The sequence below is a fragment of the Lysinibacillus sp. NPDC059133 genome (assembly GCF_042755925.1).
Classification (GTDB): domain Bacteria; phylum Bacillota; class Bacilli; order Bacillales_A; family Planococcaceae; genus Lysinibacillus.
In genome coordinates this window covers 1-23,258 of record NZ_JBHZDH010000029.1, presented here as the reverse complement: position 1 = coordinate 23,258, position 23,258 = coordinate 1, and the positions used below count along the sequence as shown (strand labels likewise).

Annotated in this window: 23 protein-coding genes; 20 read left to right on the top strand and 3 right to left on the bottom strand. The window is 37.5% G+C overall.

Going from position 1 to position 23,258, the window contains the following annotated elements; genetic code table 11:
- Window positions 1-139: 139 nt before the first annotated feature.
- The 5 genes from ACFXN8_RS15580 (at window position 140) to ACFXN8_RS15560 (ending at window position 3,768) form a co-directional block, all read left to right on the top strand.
- Window positions 140-1,075, top strand: a complete 936-nt coding sequence (locus ACFXN8_RS15580; RefSeq protein WP_386846326.1) for an alpha/beta fold hydrolase — start codon at window positions 140-142, stop codon at window positions 1,073-1,075.
- Window positions 1,076-1,555: 480 nt separating this feature from the next.
- The gene (locus tag ACFXN8_RS15575; RefSeq protein WP_386846379.1) at window positions 1,556-1,714 is read left to right on the top strand and encodes a GrpB family protein; all 159 of its coding nucleotides are present in this window, start codon (window positions 1,556-1,558) and stop codon (window positions 1,712-1,714) included.
- Window positions 1,701-1,877: a hypothetical protein gene (locus ACFXN8_RS15570; RefSeq protein WP_386846324.1), complete on the top strand. Its 177-nt coding sequence runs from the start codon at window positions 1,701-1,703 to the stop codon at window positions 1,875-1,877. Before ACFXN8_RS15575 ends, ACFXN8_RS15570 begins: the two co-directional genes overlap by 14 nt.
- A gap of 332 nt (window positions 1,878-2,209) precedes the next feature.
- On the top strand, window positions 2,210-2,710 hold the full coding sequence (locus ACFXN8_RS15565) for a hypothetical protein (protein WP_386846322.1): 501 nt from the start codon (window positions 2,210-2,212) through the stop codon (window positions 2,708-2,710).
- Between the two features lie 239 nt (window positions 2,711-2,949).
- The gene (locus ACFXN8_RS15560; RefSeq protein ID WP_386846320.1) at window positions 2,950-3,768 is read left to right on the top strand and encodes an alpha/beta fold hydrolase; all 819 of its coding nucleotides are present in this window, start codon (window positions 2,950-2,952) and stop codon (window positions 3,766-3,768) included.
- Between the two features lie 94 nt (window positions 3,769-3,862).
- On the opposite strand, the gene ACFXN8_RS15555 is transcribed toward ACFXN8_RS15560, so the two are convergent.
- The gene (locus ACFXN8_RS15555; protein ID WP_386846318.1) at window positions 3,863-4,444 is read right to left on the bottom strand and encodes a hypothetical protein; all 582 of its coding nucleotides are present in this window, start codon (window positions 4,442-4,444) and stop codon (window positions 3,863-3,865) included.
- Window positions 4,441-4,992 (bottom strand): sigma-70 family RNA polymerase sigma factor, encoded by a 552-nt coding sequence (locus tag ACFXN8_RS15550; RefSeq protein ID WP_376070506.1) that lies wholly within the window; start codon window positions 4,990-4,992, stop codon window positions 4,441-4,443. The genes ACFXN8_RS15555 and ACFXN8_RS15550 overlap by 4 nt, the downstream gene beginning before the upstream one ends.
- Window positions 4,993-5,693: 701 nt before the next feature.
- On the opposite strand from ACFXN8_RS15550, the gene ACFXN8_RS15545 reads away from it, so the two are divergent.
- A complete protein-coding gene (locus ACFXN8_RS15545; protein WP_386846316.1) occupies window positions 5,694-6,593 on the top strand; it encodes a LysR substrate-binding domain-containing protein in 900 nt (299 codons plus the stop codon).
- Between the two features lie 36 nt (window positions 6,594-6,629).
- Here ACFXN8_RS15545 and ACFXN8_RS15540 read toward each other — a convergent pair whose 3' ends face one another.
- Complete coding sequence (locus ACFXN8_RS15540) at window positions 6,630-7,619, bottom strand: aldo/keto reductase family protein (RefSeq protein ID WP_386846314.1); 990 nt, start codon at window positions 7,617-7,619, stop codon at window positions 6,630-6,632.
- A 579-nt stretch (window positions 7,620-8,198) separates the two neighbouring features.
- Between ACFXN8_RS15540 and ACFXN8_RS15535 the strand changes: the two genes are divergently transcribed.
- The 14 genes from ACFXN8_RS15535 (at window position 8,199) to panF (ending at window position 22,889) form a co-directional block, all read left to right on the top strand.
- The gene (locus tag ACFXN8_RS15535; protein ID WP_386846312.1) at window positions 8,199-9,440 is read left to right on the top strand and encodes a substrate-binding domain-containing protein; all 1,242 of its coding nucleotides are present in this window, start codon (window positions 8,199-8,201) and stop codon (window positions 9,438-9,440) included.
- Between the two features lie 91 nt (window positions 9,441-9,531).
- The gene (locus ACFXN8_RS15530; protein WP_386846310.1) at window positions 9,532-10,308 is read left to right on the top strand and encodes an ABC transporter ATP-binding protein; all 777 of its coding nucleotides are present in this window, start codon (window positions 9,532-9,534) and stop codon (window positions 10,306-10,308) included.
- A complete protein-coding gene (locus tag ACFXN8_RS15525; protein WP_386846308.1) occupies window positions 10,283-10,990 on the top strand; it encodes an ABC transporter ATP-binding protein in 708 nt (235 codons plus the stop codon). The genes ACFXN8_RS15530 and ACFXN8_RS15525 overlap by 26 nt, the downstream gene beginning before the upstream one ends.
- Window positions 10,991-11,005: 15 nt before the next feature.
- Entirely contained in the window at window positions 11,006-11,878 is an 873-nt protein-coding gene (locus tag ACFXN8_RS15520) for a branched-chain amino acid ABC transporter permease (RefSeq protein WP_386846306.1), read from the top strand.
- Window positions 11,875-12,894, top strand: coding sequence for a branched-chain amino acid ABC transporter permease (locus ACFXN8_RS15515; RefSeq protein WP_386846304.1), 1,020 nt, complete (start codon window positions 11,875-11,877; stop codon window positions 12,892-12,894). Before ACFXN8_RS15520 ends, ACFXN8_RS15515 begins: the two co-directional genes overlap by 4 nt.
- A complete protein-coding gene (locus tag ACFXN8_RS15510) occupies window positions 12,891-13,895 on the top strand; it encodes a 3-oxoacyl-ACP synthase (RefSeq protein ID WP_386846302.1) in 1,005 nt (334 codons plus the stop codon). The genes ACFXN8_RS15515 and ACFXN8_RS15510 overlap by 4 nt, the downstream gene beginning before the upstream one ends.
- Window positions 13,896-13,907: 12 nt before the next feature.
- Entirely contained in the window at window positions 13,908-14,819 is a 912-nt protein-coding gene (phaZ, locus tag ACFXN8_RS15505; RefSeq protein ID WP_376070488.1) for an intracellular short-chain-length polyhydroxyalkanoate depolymerase, read from the top strand.
- On the top strand, window positions 14,803-15,534 hold the full coding sequence (gene fabG / locus ACFXN8_RS15500) for a 3-oxoacyl-ACP reductase FabG (protein ID WP_386846300.1): 732 nt from the start codon (window positions 14,803-14,805) through the stop codon (window positions 15,532-15,534). Before phaZ ends, fabG begins: the two co-directional genes overlap by 17 nt.
- A 16-nt stretch (window positions 15,535-15,550) precedes the next feature.
- Window positions 15,551-17,017 carry a class I adenylate-forming enzyme family protein gene (locus ACFXN8_RS15495; protein ID WP_386846298.1) on the top strand — a complete coding sequence of 489 codons (1,467 nt, stop codon included), beginning with the start codon at window positions 15,551-15,553 and terminating at the stop codon, window positions 17,015-17,017.
- Between the two features lie 240 nt (window positions 17,018-17,257).
- Complete coding sequence (locus ACFXN8_RS15490; RefSeq protein WP_376070479.1) at window positions 17,258-17,620, top strand: hypothetical protein; 363 nt, start codon at window positions 17,258-17,260, stop codon at window positions 17,618-17,620.
- Between the two features lie 532 nt (window positions 17,621-18,152).
- Window positions 18,153-19,847, top strand: a complete 1,695-nt coding sequence (locus ACFXN8_RS15485) for a methyl-accepting chemotaxis protein (protein ID WP_386846295.1) — start codon at window positions 18,153-18,155, stop codon at window positions 19,845-19,847.
- 146 nt (window positions 19,848-19,993) lie between these two features.
- Window positions 19,994-20,815, top strand: a complete 822-nt coding sequence (locus tag ACFXN8_RS15480; protein ID WP_386846293.1) for a sugar nucleotide-binding protein — start codon at window positions 19,994-19,996, stop codon at window positions 20,813-20,815.
- A 365-nt stretch (window positions 20,816-21,180) separates the two neighbouring features.
- A complete protein-coding gene (locus ACFXN8_RS15475; RefSeq protein WP_386846291.1) occupies window positions 21,181-21,444 on the top strand; it encodes a YhdT family protein in 264 nt (87 codons plus the stop codon).
- Window positions 21,444-22,889 (top strand): sodium/pantothenate symporter, encoded by a 1,446-nt coding sequence (gene panF, locus ACFXN8_RS15470; RefSeq protein ID WP_386846289.1) that lies wholly within the window; start codon window positions 21,444-21,446, stop codon window positions 22,887-22,889. The genes ACFXN8_RS15475 and panF overlap by 1 nt, the downstream gene beginning before the upstream one ends.
- The last annotated feature ends 369 nt before the right edge of the window (window positions 22,890-23,258 follow it).

Below are 23,258 nucleotides of genomic sequence, written 5' to 3'. Positions count from 1 at the left end.
GTATATAAGTAATATAAAAAGAGAGAGGCCTCGTATGAAGTTATAAGTAGTTTATAAGAATGATATGCTAGATAGATATGCAAGTATTGAGCTTTTTAAAGAGGTAGATATATCATAGATCGTAAGGTAGGAGAAGAAAATGAAAACTCAATTGTCTAAGTATATAGAAATAGGCTCTTCCAAACAATTTATTTCTATTTTTGGTGAAGATAACAATCTACCTCTTTTAGTTTATTTGCATGGTGGTCCAGGGGATGCCGCTTTACCACTGATTTATAAATATAACTCAGAACTTGGAAAAACGTTTAATGTTGTAGTCTGGGAACAAAGAGGGGCTGGGAAATCCTACTATAAATTTTCTGAAGATGAACAAATATCTATTGAAACTTATATAGAAGATCTACACAGTTTAATTCATTATTTGTTAGAAACGTTTAAACAAGAAAAAGTGTACCTTTTAGGGCACTCGTGGGGAAGTGTTCTAGGCTTAATTTTCATTAAAAAATATCCACAGCTAGTACATAGTTATTTTGGATGTGGTCAAGTAGTTAACATGAAAAAAGGGTTGAAGAGTCAATATGATTTTGTTCTGAAAGAAAGTCAAGAACGAAATCAAAAAAAGATTGTTCAGCGATTGAGAACTATTGACCTTTCATTGACTCAAAAAGATTGGTTAAACGATTTATTATTTGTTACTAAATTAGTGGTTCGATACAGACATTCTTTATATGGAAAAAGCAATTACAACCAATTGGTAAGGGATTTCATTTTTTCATCAAAGTACACATTTAAAGATTTAATCAATCGCGAAAAAGGGAGTCTACAATCTATACAATATTTGTGGCAAGAGCTCATGGAAATTGATTTTAGTGAATACAAGAGTTTCGATGTACCTATTACGTTTTTTGAGGGGCGTCATGATCGACATGTTTCTTCTTCATTAGTAGAGGATTACTATCATACAATAAAAACGCACAAAAAACTCATTTGGTTCGAAAACTCAAGTCATTTTCCCCAGTGGGAAGAGTCAGTCAAGTTTAATCGGTCTTTGATAAGTATCAAAAAGCAGAGTTAGTTTACAGGCTATTGATTTCTGTAACGTCTGTAATTTATCATCCTTTAAGTGGCGGTAGATCAAAGGTAAAAAACAAAACATGAATCAGAATCCATTTTGATCAATCTTATCAAAATGGATTCTTTTTAATATAAAGTAAAAGTAACTTTTACAGGTGTAATTGAGGAGAGAAATGCCACGTACAATGGTTTATGTAATTAAAAACTAAAGGTAGTGATTGTAAATCTTGCGAAGAATCCAGATGAAACATTTCATATTGGCGATAGGGTGAAATTGGGCTATGATGGTAAAATAAAGGATAAAGTACCCATTCGAATTACTTCGTTTACTATAGAATTAGTTTAGTAATATCTACTAAAGTAGTTAACATTGCTGCTTTATAAAAAGATAGATTGGGGAAGTTTTATATGGGAAAAGTAAATTTTTTTAATAGTCAACTATTTCATGAAAATGCTGTGAAAACTTTTTTGATACACGAAAATAAAAGAATTATTACCAGAGGCTGATATCCAGCATGTTGGTAGTACAGCAATTCCTGATAGCGTGACTAAAGGTGATTTAGACATCCAAGTACGTGTTAGTGCTGAACAATTTTCGATAGCAGTAGAACTACTATCAAATTTATATGATAGAAATTGATGAAAGTGTCAAAACAGCTACATTTAGGGCATTTAAAGATGATACAAGTGATCCTCCTTTAGGAGTTCAATTAACTGTAATTGATTCTGAGTTTGATTTCTTTTGGAAATTTAGAGAAGTTTTATTGGCAAATAATAAATATCGCGATGCATATGATAATTGAAGAAAGAATACGAAGCCAAAGATATCTTTTTCCAAAGACTAATGGAAACCCCTGAGTTTAAGAAATACGATAAATAATGTTGATTATTCATCGTATGGTAAGGAAACTTGAAAAAAAGTTATGATAAACTTGGAGTACCAAGCGAAAACGCCTCTCGTGGTTTGTCTCAGCAACAATTACGATACTTGAGTTTTCGCTTTTATTCGATACTTAAATGTAAAGATTTCACAAGATCATCCCCACGTTATAAAGATGAACTCATTATTTAAAAGATTTTAACTCTGAAGACTTATAACCTTACATAACCAATTGAATGGGGAGGTTATCGCTAAATGACGACAGACATTATTATTCAATCAAAATGTATTCCACCGAGTCCGTCCAATCATTGTATTAGTAGAGCTACTTTAATGAGAACATTAAAAAAAAGCCTAGACCATACTTGCACACTTATTCATAGTGGGGCAGGGTATGGCAAAACAACAATCCTTACACAATTTCTACATGCACAATCAAGCAAATTTTCTTGGTATAGTGTGTCGGAGGAAGATGATAATATATTGCCGTTTTTAAGGCATTTATTTTTTAGTATCACACGAATTGTTCCGGGCTTCGGCCAAGAATTTGATGCATGGAATCAATTATCCCGTTTTCCGAAAATTGAGGAACTAAATCGTTGGTTTAAGCTGTTTGTCAACAGTTTATGTGCAATCGAAGGGCCGATTTTAATTGTCATTGACGACTACCATCTCGTTGACCATGAATTTCATATAAATTATGTGATGGAAAAAATAATTGAGTTTTCCCCATCATTTATGTATATTAATCAATAATTTTTATAAGTCGTGTTGATTAGGAAAAAAATAGGTTTATTATTGAGCGATAAAAGGATTTTTTTGTTGCAATTTTGCTAAAATATTCCCATTTTAACTGATTGTAGCGTAGGGCTACTCGACTCCCGCGGGAAAGCGAGTAGCCCGTAGCGGAAATCAGTGCCTTCTAATTAATTAGGGTGGATAAAAATAGTTAATCAACACACTTGAATTTTTATAATAATATTGGAGGAACTACTATGTCATTTTGTAAGGTAAGTAAGGCGAATATTTACTATGAAATAATTGGGACTGGAACACCAATCGTAATGCTCCATGGATATTCGCCAGATCATAGACTAATGAAGGGATGTATGGAATCCGTTTTTGCAGAAAGGGTGGGTTGGAAACGAATCTATATTGACCTTCCAGGAATGGGCAAAACGACAGACTACGAAAATATCAATAATTCAGATGAAATGCTTGATGCCGTAGTCGAACTAATTCACTCCTTACTCCCAAATGAACGTTATTTATTGGTAGGAGAATCTTATGGTGGATATTTAGTGCGTGGAATTATGAGGGAGTATCATGAACAAATTTTAGGGGCTGCTTTTATTTGTCCATTAATTATCCCTGATAAAGAAGGTCGAACAGTACCAGAACAAAGTATTGTCTTGTCGGATAAAGAATTTTTATCGACATTAACGAAAGAGGAACTAGAGGATTTTAGCTCACATCTTGTTGTTTTAGATGAATATAATTGTCATCGTTATACGAATGAAGTGTTAGCAGGTTGTGAAATCGCAGATATGGAGTTTTTAGAAAAAGTCCAGAAAAGTTATGGTTTTTCTTTTGCTGTGGATGAACTTACTTTTGACAAGCCAAGTCTTTTCTTGCTAGGTAAACAAGATTCGATTGTTGGCTATAAGGACGCTTTTGCCATTTTAGATAAATTCCCAAGAGCAGCCTTCACAATTTTAGATAAGGCTGGGCATAACTTGCAAATTGAACAAGCTGTTTTGTTTAATAGCCTTATGCATGAATGGTTAGATAGGGTGAAGGAATTTAACGATTGATATTTTGAATAAAATGACAGAATGAAATCCCTTGATCTGTTGAAGAATTCACTTACTCAATAAATTCAAGGGATTCTTTCTGTCTAATTTCTTTTCACGTATTTTCCTCATTGGAATCTATATCAATTTTTATAGTCTCAAGTCTTTCTTTAGTGACTTTGCCCTCGTTATCCATTGTACGAATTATTGGCGTAATGAAGATTGCGGAAGCATCAGCATTAAAGTTACTTATTATTGCTTGACCATTTGAGTAATCATCGGTTACTTTTGATGTCGTCGTTTCTGTTGTATCTTCATAATGATTTTCTAAATTATCAACTATGTCTAAAGTTATGAATTCGGTAGCAAAGTCCATATCACAGCTAAAGTAAATGTACGCTGAATTTCCTGAAATCGAAATTCGATTAAAGATAAATTCATGCTGTTTTGAGAACATAGTTTTGTGAATTTTTAAATCATTTATTGGTAATTTAGAAGCCAGAGATGGAAAATTTACTAAGCAAGCTGAGCTAATTCCAATAGCAAAAATTGAAGCAATTGCCCATTTACGGATTTTCTTTGATTTTGGTTTCTTTTGTAAAACGGTGTTAATTACCTTTTGCTTTTCATTTTTTGAAACCACCACTGGTACGATATCTTCTATATCTAACTGTAAGATGATTTTTTCCTTATTCATATCCAGCACTCCTTTAATTTAGGATTTTTAGCAAGCTTTTTCTTTCCTCGATATAAACGACTTTCCACTGCAGATTTTGTAATATGTAGAATTTCTGCTATTTCACTATTTGAATATTCTAGATAATACCTCATTAAAAATAATTCTCTATCTAAATCAGGTAGATGCATTATTTCAAGTAGCAATTGTTCTTTCGCATACAATTTATCCAGTTCTTGTTCAATATTATCTGAGGCGATAAGAGGCAGGATATTATCCATAGGCAGTGTGGCAAATTGTTTTTGCTGTTTTCGGTAAATATCAATCGCTTTATATTTAGTAATCATCCCAATCCACTTTTTAAAATCCGCTTCGCCCCCGATGAAATAAATACTTTTTTGCCATATTAGAAGGAATACATCATTTACACATTCCTCTACTAGCATGTAATCTGACGGTTTGTCTAAAATTTTCAAAGTAATTGCCTTCACAAATCCTAAATAGTGTTCAACTACATATTTAAGAGCATTTTCATCATGTCGTTGAAGGCGCTCGATAAAATCATTCATTTTGTCACTCCTTATGATCGTTATACATACTATAACGAAATTTTTATGGAACACTCGCACATAAATGGAAAGTTTTTTCTGGATTTGGTTGAAAAGTATCTTTTATTTTTTTATAAAAAAGTTTCTAACGTGGAAATGTAGTTGGATTTGATTTTTGAGGAATTGTTAGACTTCACTTTGTAGAAACCCGAAGTGTATGAGTTTGATTTTTTGCTGCAATTTTTTGTGAAAGTAAGCTGATAACAGGATAACTAGTTTGTATGATCTTTAATTTTCGTCCTAAAAAATAGGAAGATGACACAGAATTTATCTATAAGGACGTAGATGCTATGCTAAAAATTTTTGAACTGTTAAAATTAAATTTAACCTATGGATTTAATAAAAAAGTAACATCATAGAAGTGGACTTTTAGGGGGATTATTTGGCATACCGTTACTGATATATGGATTATCACTTCAAATACCATATAAACCTAGGCTAGTAGAATGGCAATATATCCGATTATGCCTATTACCCAATGTTATTTTCTCAATTTTTGTATTGATTCTGGATAAATTCATCAATCAGGCGAATTTATATCTTTCTCTCCTTAAACCAAAGAGCCGTAAAACATAAAAAGCATGGCTAAAAAATACAAGGCACCAATGAGTTCCATATTAAAAGAAGTCCTGAATCGATTTTAGTAGAAGGGATAGTTGCAAATGGATATTAGGAAAATGCGATATTTCATAATGGTTGCAGAAGAATTGAATTTTAGTCGTGCAGCAGAACGACTTAGGATGGCGCAACCTCCTTTAAGCCAAGAAATTCGTAAATTAGAAGAAGAATTGGGAGTTCAACTTTTTCATCGAACGAAAAGAATGGTTGAACTTACGGATGCTGGGAGGATATTTTTAGAAGGATCTCAACAAACACTGCTTCAGTTAGAAAGAACTATAAAAGAAACACAACTTGCAGCTGAAGGGAAAATAGGGAACTTAATTATTGGTTTTGTCGATTCCACAGAAATTGTTATAGAAGTTCTTAATGAATTTCGAGAACGCTTTCCTAAAATCCATCTTATATTACGTGAAATGACAACGGAGCAGCAATTAAAAGCGCTTTATGAGAAACAAATTCATATTGGATTTATTCGTTCTAAACAGAACAACGGGATATTATCTTCTGAAGTTTGTTCGGAAGAATCTTTAAGATTGGTTTTACATCAAGATCACCCTTTCGCCTCATTGCCCGAAATACCACTCCGATTGTTAATTGATGAACCATTTATTTTGTTTCCGCGTCATATGGGTCCAAATTTTTATGATTTAATTATTAGCTACTTTTGGGATCATGGTGTAAGTTTAAATGTTGTTCAAGAAGCTATTCAAATGCAAACGATTGTTAATTTAGTGGCAACCGGAATGGGAGTTTCTGTCGTTCCATCGTCGGTGGAAAGTTATAAACATCCTGGGGTTATCTATAAAAAAATCCAAGAGACTACACCAAAGGTAAATTTATATGTTGGTTGGAGACAAGATGAAAAATCTGCAGTAGTAGATCATTTCTTAACAGTTGTTAGAGAGATGTATTCGATTTTACAACTTGATCACCAAAAATAAAAACCCATCCTAAAGGGGATGGGTAATACAATATTATTAACCTGTTTTACTTGGATCGTACTCAACGAAACCTTCTAATACTTTGTCAATCTGATTCATAATTTCAATGTCTAGTTTGACACCAGAAGCGAGCGCATTCTCTCTTACCTGTTCTGGGCTCGAGGCACCGATAATTGCTGAGGAAACATTCTGGTTTTGTAGTACCCAAGCTACTGCGAGTTGAGCGAGTGTAAGATCAATCTCTTGTGCGATGGGTTTAAGCTTCTGAATAGCAGTGAGCACATTGACGTTCATCCAACGTTGTGCAAGTTTATTAAAAAATGGTTTACCAGCCGGAGAATTAGCACGCGATTGGGCTGGTACTGGTTTTTGGGGTAGATATTTTCCAGTGAGAACACCTTGTGCTAAAGGCGACCATACTACTTGCCCAAGTCCCTCACGTTGACAGGTTGGTATAATATCGCTTTCGATAACTCTCCACAACATTGAATACTGGGGTTGGCTTGCGATGAACGGAATATTCAATTCTCGTGAAAGTGCAGCACCACGTGTAATTTGTTCTGCTGTCCACTCACTTACACCGATATAAAGCACTTTACCTTGTCTGACAAGATCTGCGAAAGCTAACATCGTTTCTTCAAGAGGAGTGGTTGGGTCAAATCTGTGTGCATAATAGACATCTATATAGTCTGTTTGTAACCGACGCAAAGATGCATGACAATTTTCTAGAATATGTTTTCGTGATAAACCTTTATCGTTTTGCCCATTCCCAGTTGGATGGCACACCTTTGTACATAGTTCAATGCTCTCCCGGCGTATACCTTGTAAAGACCTGCCGAGTACTTCTTCAGCTTTAGTTTCTGAATAAACATCAGCAGTATCGAATGTAGTTATACCGACATCTAGTGCTGCTTTAACACACTCTTTTGCAGTATCCTCATCTACTTTACCCCCATGATTTATCCAGTTTCCGTATGCAATCTTGCTTATTGTTAATCCGCTATTACCAAGTTTACTAAACTCCATTCTAGTCCCTCCTTTTAAAAGTGCTATCTTCATTATAAAAACCAGATTTCAATATGGATAATATATTATTACTAATGAATTAATATGAAATTTATATAAATTGTAAAAAAAGTTGCCCCCACGAGGTATGCTACTGTACTGTATTTTCAAAAATGTTCCGATAAATCTCTCATCCCGGGTCCTCTCATACTTGACGAGAAAAGGGCAGTAAATATCCTTTGAGTGCGGACAGATAGCGATATTTTTCGAAGGTTGGTAGATAAATTAAAAAAGTTGGTAGATAAATTAAAAAAGTTGGTAGATAAATTAAAAAAGTTGGTAGATAAAACGATAAAGTTGGTCGATAAACAATCAAAAGTTTTCGATAAATCTCAAAACTGTTTCGATAAACCTCTCATACCCGGAAAAACCACACTTCCGTTGCGCTTCGCTTCACTCCACTTTCTCTGCAGAAATCTTGCGACTGCCGTTACGCTTCGCTGCACTTTTTTGTAACTAATTTGTAACTGTAGTTTTATATAGTGTTTACATAGCAACGAAAGCGCTTTCTTTTTAGTTCATTATGAAAGGGGATATGGGATGAAGAAGCATGGGTTAATTGTGCTTTTATTAATGCTGTCAATGTTGATGGTGGCTTGTAATTCGGATGAGACGAAGGATAGTTCAACTGGTAGTAAGGCTTCGGAGGATGATACAAAGGAGACTACGGAGAAAGGCGGCACTATTAAAATCGGTGTGCTTGCGTCATTGACGGGTGCTCTGGAATCGTATGGGAAACAAACAAAGAATGGCTTTGAATTAGGGATTGATTATGCTACAGGCGGCACGATGGAGGTTAACGGTAAGAAAATAGAAATTGTTTATGAAGATACAGAAACAAAGCCTGAGGTTGCGGTCCAAAAAGCGACAAAGCTATTAGAAGATGACAAGGTTGATTTTTTAGTAGGTTCCTCTAGCTCAGGTGATACGCTTGCTGTTTTACCACTTGCGGAAGAGTATCAAAAGATTATGGTGGTGGAGCCTGCGGTAGCGGATAGTATTACGGGCTCAGAATTTAATAAATATATTTTCCGTACAGGTCGAAATTCTTCTCAGGATGCTTATGCAGCAGCGGCCGCGATCGCAGGAAAAGGTGTTAAGATCGCAACGTTTGCGCCGGACTATTCTTTTGGCTGGGATGGGGTAAAGGCGTTTAAGACAGCTGCGGAAAAGCTAGGCGCAGAAATTGTTTTAGAGGAATATGCAGATCCAGCAGCAACTGATTTTACATCTAATTTGCAAAAAGTAATTGATGCCAAACCAGATTATTTATTTGTTGTATGGGCTGGTGCAAACTCACCGTGGAATCAAATTGCCGATTTAAAAATTCAAGAAAAAGGCATTAAAATTTCAACGGGTGCACCAGATATTATTGCATTAAAATTTATGAATCCGTTAATTGGCATGGAAGGGTTCTCTGTTTATTACAATACGTTACCACAAAATGATGTGAATAAATGGTTGGTTGAAGAACATAAAAAACGCTTCAATGAAGTTCCAGATTTATTTACGCCAGGAGGCATGTCTGCAGCTATCTCAATTGTAGATGCTTTGAAAAAATCAAATGGTGATACAGATGCGGAAAAACTAATCGGTATTATGGAAGGGATGTCATTTGAAACGCCAAAAGGAAAGATGACTTTCCGAAAAGAAGACCATCAAGCATTACAATCGATGTATTCGATCCGTCTAGAAAAACAAGATGGTGTAGATTATCCAGTACCAGTGCTAATTCGTGAGCTTAGCCCTGAAGAAACGGCACCTCCGATCATGAATAAGTGAAATTATGAGACAGATATTTTTCTGTCTCTCTTCACCCACTTTCAGATGAGATTGGGTGAAGAGAGATGGAAGTACTAGAAAGGAGAATACGATGGAACCCATTTTACGAACAGAAAACTTAACCATTCGTTTTGGTGGACACACAGCTGTCGACCATGTGAATTTTAATATGCCGGAAAAGCATTTGAAATCAATTATTGGACCAAATGGAGCTGGAAAAACAACCTTCTTTAATTTGCTTAGTGGAGAGTTAAAGCCGACTGCCGGAGATATCTATTTTAAGGGGCAATCACTTGCGAAAAAATCAGCAATTGAAAGAACACGAATGGGGCTAGGGCGCTCTTTTCAAATTACGAATGTTTTTCCGAACTTGACCGTTTTAGAAAATGTCCGTTTGGCTGTGCAATCCAAGGAGAAAGTTCGTTACCAATTATTTCGCCATTACAAAAGCTATAAGGCGATTACCGAAAAAGCGGAGGAACTATTAACACTTGTATTGCTTGACAATAAAAGAGATGCCTTTACGACAATGCTATCCCATGGGGAAAAGAGGAAGCTTGAGATTGCTATGCTGTTAGCACTTGATACGGAAATCCTTTTACTTGATGAACCAACGGCAGGCATGTCTTTAGAGGAGGTGCCAACGATTTTAGAAGTGATTCGCACGATTAAAAATCAAGGGGATAAAACCATTCTCCTCATCGAGCACAAGATGGATATGATTCTAGATTTGTCGGACTCAATTATGGTGCTATTTAACGGCCAGCTTCTTGCAGATGGAACACCAGGGGACATCATGAAAAACGAAACCGTACAAAATGCATATTTAGGAGGTTTGTACGATGAACACCTTACTGAAATTAAATGATGTCCACACCTATATCGGGCAATACCATATTTTGCAGGGGGTCAATTTTGAGGCAATGGAAGGGCAGGTAAGTGTACTGCTCGGCAGAAATGGTGCTGGCAAAACGACCACTTTAAAAACGATTATGGGGTTAACACCTGCTTCAAAGGGAGAGGTAGAATTTCGCTCACATTCTATTAAAAAAAGCCCGACCTATAAAGTGGCAAAATTAGGAATAGGCTATGTACCTGAAAACCAAGGTATTTTTGCAGATTTAACCGTAGAGGAAAATATGAAAGTAGCCATGCGTAAAGAAGATACAGCTACTTTAGAGCGGCAAAATTATGTGCTGGAGCTGTTTCCTGATTTAAAGAAATTTTGGAAGAAGGCTGGTGGACATCTTTCAGGTGGTCAAAAACAAATGCTGTCCATGGCACGGGCGTTTATCAATGATAGTAAGTTAATGTTGATTGATGAGCCTTCGAAAGGACTGGCGCCCATAGTGATAGAGAAAGTAATGGAGGCCATCGTTGAAATGAAAAAGCAAACATCCATCGTACTTGTAGAGCAAAATTTTATGATGGCGAGCCGAATTGGCGATACGTACACATTGATTGATGATGGCAGAACCGTTCACTCGGGCAACATGCAGGATCTTATCCATCATGAAGAACTAAAAAGAAAATATCTTGGAATCGGATAAAGGTGGTGTACTTTATTGGAGCTATTCGTCAATTTAGTCATTAATGGCCTTGCAACTGGTATGTTAATTTTTTTACTGGCGGCTGGTTTGACGTTAATTTTTGGATTAATGGATGTTTTGAACTTTGCACATGGTGGTTTATTTGTTTGGGGGGCTTATGCTGGGATCTTTACTTATATGTTTACAGAGAGCTTTCTAGTTGGAATTGTAGGTGCCATCGTAACAGGAGCTTTACTCGGACTCATTACTGAAAAATTAATAATAACACCTGTCTATGGCAATCATGTTCAGCAAATTTTAATAACATTAGGGTTGATGCTCGTGCTGCAGGAGATGATTAAAGTTGTTTTTGGTCCAAATGGTGTGGCAGTGAAAACGCCGAGTACCTTAACAGGTAGCTGGGAAATTGGAGACGTTATTATCATAAAATATCGATTATTTATTATTGTAGTAGGTTTTATCATTTTCGGTATTTTCCAATACATGTTAAAGAAGACGAAGATTGGGCTCATCGTTCGGGCTGGTGTGCAGGATAAAGAAATGGCTCAGGCACTTGGCATTCATATAAAGCGAGTATTTTTATATGTCTTTATGGTTGGTGCGGCACTAGCAGCACTTAGTGGTATGTTAATGGCTCCGTATTCAGGTGTCATCTATGCGGAAATGGGCATGGAGTATGCGATCTTAGGCTTTATCGTTGTCGTAATCGGAGGAATGGGCAGTTTTTCGGGCTCGCTATTGGCAGCCATATTAGTCGGTTTAGCAGGTAGCTTTATGGCTTATTATGTGCCGGTGCTATCGCTTGCGGTCAATATGATTTTAATGGCCATTGTTTTAATTTTCCGTCCACAAGGTTTATTTGCTATGAGAAAGGAGAGATCCACATGAAAATGAAGCTTACATTGCGGCATCTATGTTTTTTCCTCATGTTGGCTATTTTAGTGCTTCTCCCTTTCGTCAATGATTCAAGGACGATCATTATTTTATTAACGCAAATCTTTATTTTCGGTATTTTAGCGATGAGCTATGACATTCTCCTTGGCTATACAGGAATTGTGTCGTTCGGCCATGCTATGTTTTTTGGTTTAGGTGCCTATACGACGGCTGTCATGCTGAAACAAATGGAGCCAACGCTTTCAACCTTTTTAGTATCGATCATAGTCGGCATGTTGCTAGCAGGCTTCATTAGCTTTTTAGTAGGATTACTGACACTTCGATTAAAAAGTCATTTCTTTGCGATGCTGACATTATCTTTTTCAGGACTATTTTTAGTAGTGGCAGAAAAATGGCGTTCTGTCACATATGGAAATGATGGCTTTACGTTTAGAGCACCCGAAATATTTAGAGATAGAATGACGTTTTATTTCTTCGTGTTGGCATGCTTAGCCGTTATTTTTATTGCGCTATATCGCTTCGTAAACTCGCCAACTGGTCGGATTTTAATTGCTGTTCGGGAAAATGAACAACGAACAAAATCATTAGGGTACAACACTTTGTACTATAAAGTGATTGCATCCGTTGTCGCAGGAACGGTTGCAAGCTTAGCAGGCTCCTTATATGCTATCTCTCTCCGATTTGTCAATACGAGTGTGATGACAATGGACATTACGTTAGATGCATTATTAATGACGATTATTGGCGGTGTTGGCACATTGGTCGGACCATTACTAGGATCGGCTGTTATTGAATATGCACAGCATGCACTTTCAGGGTTAGCTCGTGATTATCCAATATTTGAACGTTGGATTATTTTCTTTGGGATTCTTTATATTTTAGCTGTTATCTTTTTCCCAAAAGGAATTATTGGATCACTGCGCATAATGTTTTGGAAATGGCGATTAAAGCGCAAGGGAAAAGATCAATCATCGGTTGCCCTGCCGCAGGAAAAGGGGCGATTTGAATGACTGTAGGCATTGTAAGTACAGGAATCTATATTCCACAAACGAAAATGACATCTAAAGAGATTGCGACGCTTTCCAATATTCCAGAGGATATTATTCGGCAAAAAATGGGTATTTATGAAAAGTCTATTCCCGGTGAGGGAGATCATACGGTACAAATGGGGATTTGGGCGGCACAGGCCGCTATACGCAAGGCTCATATCGACCCTAAGGACATTGATGTTGTGATTTATATGGGAGAGGAGCATAAGGAGTATCCCTTGTGGACTGCTTCTATAAAAATGCAGGAGGAGCTAGGGGCCGTAAATGCTTGGGCATTCGATGTGCAATTAAGATGCGGCACGACCATTATGGCACTAAAGTTAGCGAAAAGCTTAATGGTGTCGGATGATACTATCCATACCGTACTCCTAGCTGGTGGCTATCGAAACGTTGATTTTATCGATTACAGTAATCCTCGAACACGCTTTATGTACAATTTAGCAGCTGGTGGTGGCGCTATCCTTTTACAAAAAGACTATGACAAAAATCATTTATTAGAGGTAGATATTATGACGGATGGCTCGTTCTCAGAGGATGTAGTCGTTCCTGTCGGTGGTACAAAAAAACCTTTGACGCCTTTTGATTTAGAAAATAATTTATATCAGCTAGATGTGATTGATCCAATTGGAATGAAGGAGCGCTTAGAGCAAAAATCTTTAAGCAATTTTTTGAAGGTAATTCGAACATCCTTGGCGAAAAGTGGATTAAATGAGGGGGATATTGGCTATTTAGCAATGCTTCACATGAAAAAGTCTGCTCATGATTATATTTTATCTGAACTCAGCTTACAGCAGGAGCAATCCATATACTTACAAGAGTATGGTCATATCGGACAGATTGACCAAATCGTATCATTACAGCTGGCGTTAGAAGATGGCCGTATTCGCGATGGAGACATCGTCACACTTGTTAGTGCAGGGATTGGCTATGTATGGGGAGCGATTACGATTCGATGGGGATAAGGGGGAAATGCGATGTTAAAAACGGTTGAGCTATCAAATGGAGAAACGATTGCGTATCGCAAACGTCAAGGGGGAGAACGTGTTTTATTACTGATTCACGGTAATATGACATCGTCCAAACATTGGGACGTTCTAATCGACGCGTTGGATGAAAAATATACAGTTTATGCGATGGATTTACGAGGTTTTGGTGGTTCATCTTATCATAAACCAATTTCCGCTATTAAAGATTTTAGCGATGATGTGAAGTTTTTTGTGGATGCCATTCAATTGCAACAGTTTGACATGATTGGCTGGTCAACGGGCGGAGCGGTATGTATGCAGTTTGTCGCTCAGTACCCTGGCTATTGTCAGCAACTTATTTTACTAGCCTCGGCATCTACGAGAGGCTATCCATTTTACACGGATTTAGGTACTGGCAATCAAGCAGCCTTAAAAAGGGCTTTTACCTATGAAGAAGTACTCGTCGATACATCTAAAACAAAATTAGTACAAGGCTTCTATGATTCGAAAAATGTACAGGGCTTACAGTCCGTCTGGAACGCACTAATTTACACCCATAAGCAGCCTAGCCCGGAACACTATCAGAACTATGTAGAGGATATGCTGACGCAAAGAAATTTAGCTGAAGTTTATCATGCGTTAAACGTCTTTAATATAAGTGCAGTTGATCATGAGGTCACAAAAGGTACTCATGAGGTGCAACAGATCACTATTCCGGTTTTAGTGTTAAGAGGGGATCGTGATTACGTTATAACAGAAGGAATGAATGACGAAACAATGCTCGATTTAGGTGCGAATGCACAATTTGTCAGTTTAAAAGACTGTGGTCATTCTCCATTAATTGATGATTTACCACAGCTGACTTCTGAAATTGAAACATTTTTAGAAATAGGGGGAAAAAAGTATGCGTTTAAACAATAAAGTTGCCATTATTACAGGAGCTGCGAACGGGATTGGCTATGCGGCTGCTGAACGATTTATTGAAGAGGGTGCATTCGTTGTCATTGCAGATTTTAATGAGGATGCTGGTGTTTCAGCTGCCCAGCATTTAGGGGATCAAGCATTATTTGTGCAAGTAGACGTTGCAGATAGAGAGAGCGTCAAGAACTTAGTGGCAACAGTCATAGAGCAAATGGGCCGAGTCGATATTTTAGTGAACAATGCAGGTATTACACGTGATGCAATGTTAACAAAAATGACAGAAGACCAGTTTCATCAGGTACTTGATGTGAATTTGACTGGCGTTTTCAATTGTACCCAAGAGGTAATACCACATATGATTGCTGCAGGTGGAGGCAAAATTATTAATACATCTTCTGTTAGCGGTGTTTATGGCAATGTGGGCCAAACGAATTACGCTGCCACAAAGGCCGCCATTGTCGGCATGACAAAAACTTGGGCGAAGGAATTGGGGCGCAAAGGGATCAACGTGAATGCGGTGGCACCAGGCTTTACAGAAACAGACATGGTGAAAAAAATGCCAGAGAATGTTCTGGCACAAATGCGCTCCATCGTGCCATTGCAAAGATTAGGAACACCTAGAGATATTGCCAATGCTTATTTATTTTTAGCATCTGATGAGGCTTCTTATGTCCACGGTCACACGCTTCATGTGGATGGAGCAATTATGATGTGATAAGGGGGCTTTCAAGATGTTTGTAGAGCAATCCTGGATATTAAAACGTGCATCGTTAACACCAAAACGTCTAGCATTGGTGAACCTAGAAACTAAGGAACAATGGACTTATCAGCAATTAACTGAGGAAATCACAAAATGGAGTCATTTTTTGGAGCACCAAAACTTGCGGGCGGGAAGTCGTGTTGCTGTATTTGCGAAAAATCACATACAGCTTTTTGCGGTGTTATTCGCCTGCGGATTAAGAGGACTGATCTACGTGCCATTGAATTGGCGTATGAGTACGGAGGAATTACATGATATTTTAACGGATGCTACGCCTTCTTTACTGCTTTACGATGAAGCAATGAAATGTCCTGTATCTTTAGAAAATATGCATTCGCTTCGTTTAGCTAGTGAAGAAACTGTTCTCAACATTCGAGAAGTTGATCTTAATAATCCTTGGTTAATGATTTATACTGGGGGCACAACTGGCAAGGCAAAGGGTGTTGTCTTATCCTTTAATTCTGTGAATTGGAATGCAATTAATACAATTATTAGCTGGGGCTTGAATGATAGCGATTGTACGTTAAATTATATGCCGTTGTTTCATACAGGAGGTTTGAATGCCCTCTGTATACCGCTATTAATGGCTGGCGGTACTGTGGTGATTGGTGATAAATTTGAGGCGGAAAACGCTCTTCAGGCGATTAATCAGTATAAAACGACGATTTCACTTTTTGTGCCAACAATGTACCAAGCGATGATTACAACGGATTACTTTAAGAAGAGTAGCTTCCCGTCCATGAACGTATTTTTATCAGGAGGGGCACCATGTCCGTATCCAATACATGATGCATTTTTTAAGAAGGGGCTATTTTTTAAAGAGGGCTATGGCTTAACAGAAGCGGGGCCCAATAATTTTTATATTTCCCGAGAAGCAGCCTATTTGAAAAAAGGCGCCGTAGGGAAGAGTATGCAATTCAATGAAGTTAAAATTATGAATAGCGCTGGAGAAAGTTGTGCACCAAACGAAGTGGGAGAGCTATTGGTCAGAGGAAAGCATATGTTTCGGTTTTACTGGAATAATCAGCAGGAGACTGAAAAAATCATGCATGAAGGCTGGTTGAAAACAGGCGACTTAGCCATGGTGGATGAAGATGGTGACTTTTATATAGTTGGTCGCAGTAAAGAGATGATTATTTCTGGTGGTGAAAATGTGTATCCCCAGGAGGTAGAGCAATGTATTTTGCGTCACCAACTAGTGCAAGAGGTTGCAGTGATTGGAGTAGCTGATGATTATTGGGGAGAAACCGTGGTAGCCTTTATCGTTTGTCAGAATCAGGAAGATAGTTTATTAGAAGAAATCAAAGAAATTTGTAGCAAGCATTTAGGTCGCTACAAAATCCCCAAAAAGATTATTGTCATCGATGAATTGCCAAAAACAAGTGTCGGGAAAATTGATAAGAAGGCATTACAAATGTATACGAAAGCTGCGAAATAACAAAAAACGCTTGGAGATCCAGGCGTTTTTTGGGTTCTATAAATGAAATGTTTTCTTAATTCTCTATTCGAAGAAGTCCTTTAAAGATGGGGTAAACGAAGAAGCTATTTAATTGGGGCAGATTGTTGAGAATCCTCTTTGTATGTATGATAAAATATTGCGAGTGAAATCAGATTGCTAACAATCTTATCATGTATCAAGGAATATTATATTCGGAAACGAAGAAAGGTAAGTACTCCTATGGAAAATGTAACAAATGTAGAAAAATTGGAATCAATAAAATCTTTACAATCGACAATCAGAAAACTCGAAAGTGCCCTGTCACAGATGACCCAGAAAGGCGCAAATACTACCTTAGTAAAGAAACGACTCAAAGCTGTTTGCATTGGCTTAGCAATGCTAGAAAACGTTTGGAATCAAAGCCCCCAACATTATAACCAGGAAGATTTAGCAGAAACGCGCAATGTTCTCGCTGGTTTATTACCATCAATTGAGAACATATATATGAAGTCAAAGGTTGGTAGTCCCCAAAGAACGCTTTTAGAAAGAAGAATTAAAGCGTTGGAACTAGCTGTTCAAGCGATTGATGACCGTAATAAATAACTTAGCTAACTAAATCTTTCGTCGTAAGATTAAGGAAAAGTTTTAACCGAATTTTAGCCAATTTCTGTCCAACAGTCATTTTCCTCCTGCTTGAGGACCAAATATTAAAATAAATTCTCCCTCAAAGATATATTAATATGAATTTCTAACTCTTCCCAAAAAAATGTAGAATTTTAGTTCGCCAGCGAGAGGTGTGTTAAAACGTATATTATGCGGATAAGTTGATTGGAGTGGAGACTGGACGCCCCCAGGAAGCTCTGCTCTGCGCGAAAGCGAAGCGTCAGCAACAAATGTTTTCTGTAGCGAAAGCAAAGCGGCAGCTACAAAGCGCTCAGTCGGAAAGGAAATCGACCCTACGTTGTGAAATCATTGTATTTGCCATAGCCACTGCTCACTAACAGCTCATTTATATTAAAAATTGTTAATTTATTGATAATGTATTGAAACTATTTATAGAATAATGTTTAATAAAAATGGATTACATTTTATACATAATATTCCTGTTGAATGTGAGGAAGGAGAGACGAATTATTTGCGCACTTTTAAAATTAGTACCAAATTTAATTTGCTTTTAGTTGGCGTTATCCTATTTTTAAGCGTGATGATTGGATTTGTATCCCATATACAAGTGAAGCAAATTATGCTTAGCAATTTTGAGCAGAGTGTAACCCATATTTCAAAGGTCGGCTATAAGCTTCTAGATGAACGGTTTAAGGGAGATTGGACTATAAAAGATGGGGAACTTTACAAAGGGGATACAAAAATAGTTGATCAGGAAGCCTTTGTAGATGAGGTTGGAGAAAGCATCGATGGTGGTGTAACCATTTTCCAAGGCTCAAAAGGACTTATCACCAATCTAAAGCTAAATGGAGAACGTTTAGTTGGCAAAGATGCGGATCCAAAAGTCGTTGAAAATGTAATGAAAAAAGGGGAAACCTTTATAGGCGAGGCAGATGTAGTAGGAACGAAATATTTAACACTCTATGCACCCATTAAAGATGCAAATGGAGACATCATTGGGATGTGGTTTGTCGGTGAAACGATCGATGAGGTGAATGCTATTATTTTTGCATTTATCGGTAAGCTGCTCATTGTATTGTTCATCGGAGCTGTCGTTGCTATATTAGGTAGCTTCCTGTTCACAAGAGCATTTGTGAAGCCACTTCGTGAAATGAATGCTCAACTTCGAGACATTGCGGATGGAGAGGGAGATTTGACAAAACAGCTACAAATTAATTCAAAGGATGAAGCAGGTGAGCTTGCGCAATCCTTTAATAAAATGCTGACAAGCTTAAAGGTAGTAATGCAACAAATAGCACAATCTTCTAAACAAGTTGATGTATCGTCTGATGGCTTAACATCTAAATCACAGCAAACGGCGGATATGACGAGACAGCTAACTTCAACACTTCAAGATTTAGCAGATGGTTCAAGAACAACATTACATAGTACAGGTGATAGCTTAACGGCCATGCAGGAAATGGCGATTGGCATTCAACAAGTTGCTGAAACTGCTTCAACGGTTTCAGATGCTGCTGATTTAATGAGTGATGAGGCTGCTCAAGGAAACGACTCTTTGAATCGTGTATTGAATCAAATGACAATTATTAATCAATCATCTGACCATGTAGAGGCGCAGGTCCGAATATTAGGTGATCAGTCACAGCAAATTGGCAATATCGTTGATGTGATTACAAGCATCGCTGACCAAACGAATTTGCTTGCTTTAAACGCTGCCATTGAAGCGGCTCGTGCTGGTGAACAAGGAAAAGGCTTTGCTGTCGTTGCAGATGAAGTTCGTAAATTAGCAGAACAATCAAAGGAATCTGCTGATCAAATAGCAGCACTTATTCATTCTATTCAAAATGATACGGCTAATGTTATTACGGCTATTTCTAGTAACTCGAAAGAAGCTGCTGCAGGTATGGATGTCGTCGATGATACAAAGCTAGCTTTCCACAAGATCATGCAGTCGATTAAGGGGGTAAGTACACAGTTGCATGACATCTCTGCTGTGACGGAGCAGATGTCTGCGAGTGTTGAAGAAGTTACTGCCTCAACAGAAGCAATGGCACGTATTGCGAGCAAGGCAACTGAAAGTACGGAACACGTTACGTTAACAGCGGAAGAGCAATTAGCTTTCATAGATAATATGGCTTCTTCAGCCAAAGAGATGGCACAACAGGCAGACGAACTTCAAAGCTTATTAAAGAAATTCCAATATTAAAGATGGTGAAAAACGTTTGGTATCCTAACGATTTGAGATACAAACAAGTACACGATGAACACTCCTATAAAAAGGAGTGTTTTTTGATGGATGGGTTTTTATGTTAAAGTTGGATGTAGGGAATATAAAATGGGGAGGAAGCAGAGATGAACAAAGTATTGATTCTTGGAGCGAGTGGTCTTATTGGGAAAGCCTTAATCGATGAATATAAAAATGATTTTGACCTGTATGGGACATATTCTTCTTCTACTACGAACCTACCTAGAGAAAAGCAATTTCAATTAGACATCACACAAATTGATATATTAAAGATAATACTTAAAACCATCAATCCTGATATTGTCATATCTTGCTTAAGAGGAGATTTCAATCAACAACTGGAGTTCCATAAGCAATTGGCGACGGAATTAAAGAATAGCAAAAGTATTTTGTATTACTTTTCGACTGCTAATGTATTTGATGGTGATTTTTCAAAACCCCATTTTGAAACGGATGCTTCCATTGCAGAGTCAGATTACGGTCGTTTTAAAATTAAGTGTGAAAATACATTGCAGCAAATTTTAGAAGAACGTGCCATTATTATTAGAATCCCGGCTATTTGGGGTGAGTATTCTCCAAGAATGGACCTAATAAAGAAAGGCTTTGAAGATAACCAAGTAATAGATGTATACAGCAATTTGGAATGTAATAATTTATTAGACACACAATTGGCAAAGCAATTAAAGTATATAATTGATAATAAACTTAAAGGGATATTCCATTTAGGCTCGATAGATACGATGACCCAAGCAGCGTTCTTTGAAAGGCTGATAAATGGACTTTCAGACAAAAAGGATATTTTACGGTTTAACTTATACAAGGAAACTGACAAGAAATTTTATTTCGCGCTGAAATCAAACCGTCAGGATATGCCAAATTTCCTCCAAAGCACAAACGAAAGTATTATTTCAGTATTGAGATGTTGTTAAATAAAAATCTTGAGAAAATTTATCTTTATGACATCTATCTTTACTAGAACAACATTAACAGTAGTCATAAATAATAATCCATCGGCAAAGTGACGTGACGCCGTTAGGCATGAGTTCTCTGTATCGGACTCATGCCTTTTAATTTTGGAGAACTACTCAGGTCCTAAATCAGGGCAATGTGAAATAATCTGAATGATGTCCCGAGTGAAAAGAGGTTTGGAAAAGAGGAGAGTCAGTTTTTTGCAATCTTTTTTAACGATGACTTCTTATTTAATCAAATTTTCTTACTTGCATTTATTTTTTTCACAAAGGTTCCCATAATACAAACATATCAGTAAAATAGAGTAGGTTAGGGGGACTGTATTTTGAAAGATCAACGCTTTGAAATTGCGCATCGAGAGGCGCTTATCGGTATCGGGCTTGTTATCGTCAACTTTGCGATTTGGTTTGGCTTTGCCTATGGACTAGGCTCTGGTGATCCAACAAGCTATACGTATGTATTCGGTTTCCCTGCATGGTTTTTCTATAGCTGTATTGCAGGGACAGGCTTTATGATTATTTTAATCTGGGTCGTCATGAAACTCTTTTTCAAAGAGGTACCATTTGACGATGAGGAGGTGGATCAATAATGCATTGGCAAGTTATTGTTCCACTGCTATTATTTTTAGTCATCATCTTTGGTATTGGGATCTGGTCAAATAAGCATATACGCTCTTCCAATTCATTTTTACAGGAGTACTTCCTTGGTGGTCGTGAAATGGGCGGCTTCATCCTTGCGATGACAATGATTGCTACGTACGGTAGTGCAAGTAGCTTTATTGGTGGTCCAGGTGTTGCTTATACGAAAGGGCTTGGTTGGGTATTACTAGCGATGGCTCAGCTTCCGGCAGGTTATTTTGTTTTAATGATTTTAGGGAAGAAATTTGCTATTATCGCAAGACGTTATCAAGCCATCACGTTAATAGACTTTTTACGTGAGCGCTATAAAAGTCATGCCATAGTCATCTTATCAGCTATTAGTATCATTATCTTTTTATTTTCTGCTATGATGGCACAATGGGTAGGTGGTGCTCGATTAATTGAATCATTAACGGGCTTAAACTACACAACGGCACTCTTTATTTTTGCAATTTCCGTATTAGTTTATGTGATCATTGGGGGCTTCCGCGCTGTTGCATTAACGGATACGGTGCAAGGCTCAATTATGGTGATCGGAACAATCATTTTATTAATTGGGACAATCATCGCTGGTGGAGGAATCGATAATATTATGACCTCACTTGTCGCTGAGAATCCGAATCTTATATCTCCATTTGGAGCAGAAGGTGAATTAACGCCATTATACGTTTCTACATTTTGGATTTTGATAGGTGTTGGAGTTGTGGGGCTTCCACAAATCGCAGTTCGTGCGATGAGCTATAAAGATTCCAGAAGCATGCATTTAGCCATTATCATTGGCACTATTGCCATTGGGACAATCATGTTTGGGATGCATCTAATTGGTGTTTTTGCACGTCCAGTGATGCCAGGTATTGAGATTGGTGATAAAGTTATGCCGCTACTGACATTAAAGGTTTTGCCGCCATTTTTAGCTGGTGTTGTCTTAGCAGCACCAATGGCAGCAACGATGTCTACAGTTAATGCGCTCCTAATGCTTGTTAGCTCAACAGTAGTGAAAGATATTTACTTAAATTATATAAAACCAACAGCTAATGATACGGAAATTAAGCGTGCAAGCTTTATTGTTACAGCAGTGATCGGTTTAGCCGTCGTCGTTTTTGCACTAAATCCACCAGATTTATTAGTATGGCTTAATTTATTTGCTTTCGGCGGACTAGAGGCAGTCTTTATTTGGACCGTCGTATTAGGACTATATTGGAAAAAGGCCAACAAATATGGGGCAATTGCGTCAATGATTTCAGGGATGACCTTGTATATTATCATTGATCGTTTTTATCCATCCGTCTTTGGCATGCATACTGTGACAATCCCAATTGTCGCATCCTTTTTCATTTTTGTTATTGTTAGCTTATTAACAAGTCATAAATTTAAAGATGAAAAGTTATTTATTTAAATTTGAAAACGCCGTAGAGTGAATATCTACGGCGTTTTTTACTGTAGACAATAAGTAAAACGCATAGAATGTTCGAAATGATGGATAGACTGTCCAAAATTGTGGATAGAATCTTCGAAATCGTGGATAGAATCACTAAAATCAAAGCGACGGAAAGCCCCTCTGAAGCGACGGAAGAAATCTCCGAAGTGACGGAAAGAATCACTGAAACGACGGATAGAACTTGAAGTGACGGAAAGAATCACTGAAACGACGGAAGAAACCTTCGAAGTGACGGAAAGAATCACTGAAACGACGGAAATAACTTGAAGAGACGGAAAGACCCTCCGGAGCGACGGTCAGAATCGCGGAAGCGAGCGACGAAACCTT

Coding starts and splice junctions, on each gene's coding strand:
- ACFXN8_RS15480 (WP_386846293.1), top strand. CDS start 19,994: ATGAACAAAGTATTGATTCTTGGAGCGAGTGGTCTTATTGGGAAAGCC.
- ACFXN8_RS15555 (WP_386846318.1), bottom strand. CDS start 4,444: ATGAATAAGGAAAAAATCATCTTACAGTTAGATATAGAAGATATCGTA.
- ACFXN8_RS15495 (WP_386846298.1), top strand. CDS start 15,551: ATGTTTGTAGAGCAATCCTGGATATTAAAACGTGCATCGTTAACACCA.
- ACFXN8_RS15535 (WP_386846312.1), top strand. CDS start 8,199: ATGAAGAAGCATGGGTTAATTGTGCTTTTATTAATGCTGTCAATGTTG.
- ACFXN8_RS15510 (WP_386846302.1), top strand. CDS start 12,891: ATGACTGTAGGCATTGTAAGTACAGGAATCTATATTCCACAAACGAAA.
- ACFXN8_RS15540 (WP_386846314.1), bottom strand. CDS start 7,619: ATGGAGTTTAGTAAACTTGGTAATAGCGGATTAACAATAAGCAAGATT.
- ACFXN8_RS15570 (WP_386846324.1), top strand. CDS start 1,701: ATGATAGAAATTGATGAAAGTGTCAAAACAGCTACATTTAGGGCATTT.
- ACFXN8_RS15490 (WP_376070479.1), top strand. CDS start 17,258: ATGGAAAATGTAACAAATGTAGAAAAATTGGAATCAATAAAATCTTTA.
- ACFXN8_RS15560 (WP_386846320.1), top strand. CDS start 2,950: ATGTCATTTTGTAAGGTAAGTAAGGCGAATATTTACTATGAAATAATT.
- ACFXN8_RS15515 (WP_386846304.1), top strand. CDS start 11,875: ATGAAAATGAAGCTTACATTGCGGCATCTATGTTTTTTCCTCATGTTG.
- phaZ (WP_376070488.1), top strand. CDS start 13,908: ATGTTAAAAACGGTTGAGCTATCAAATGGAGAAACGATTGCGTATCGC.
- fabG (WP_386846300.1), top strand. CDS start 14,803: ATGCGTTTAAACAATAAAGTTGCCATTATTACAGGAGCTGCGAACGGG.
- ACFXN8_RS15565 (WP_386846322.1), top strand. CDS start 2,210: ATGACGACAGACATTATTATTCAATCAAAATGTATTCCACCGAGTCCG.
- ACFXN8_RS15525 (WP_386846308.1), top strand. CDS start 10,283: ATGAACACCTTACTGAAATTAAATGATGTCCACACCTATATCGGGCAA.
- ACFXN8_RS15550 (WP_376070506.1), bottom strand. CDS start 4,992: ATGAATGATTTTATCGAGCGCCTTCAACGACATGATGAAAATGCTCTT.
- panF (WP_386846289.1), top strand. CDS start 21,444: ATGCATTGGCAAGTTATTGTTCCACTGCTATTATTTTTAGTCATCATC.
- ACFXN8_RS15545 (WP_386846316.1), top strand. CDS start 5,694: ATGGATATTAGGAAAATGCGATATTTCATAATGGTTGCAGAAGAATTG.
- ACFXN8_RS15580 (WP_386846326.1), top strand. CDS start 140: ATGAAAACTCAATTGTCTAAGTATATAGAAATAGGCTCTTCCAAACAA.
- ACFXN8_RS15530 (WP_386846310.1), top strand. CDS start 9,532: ATGGAACCCATTTTACGAACAGAAAACTTAACCATTCGTTTTGGTGGA.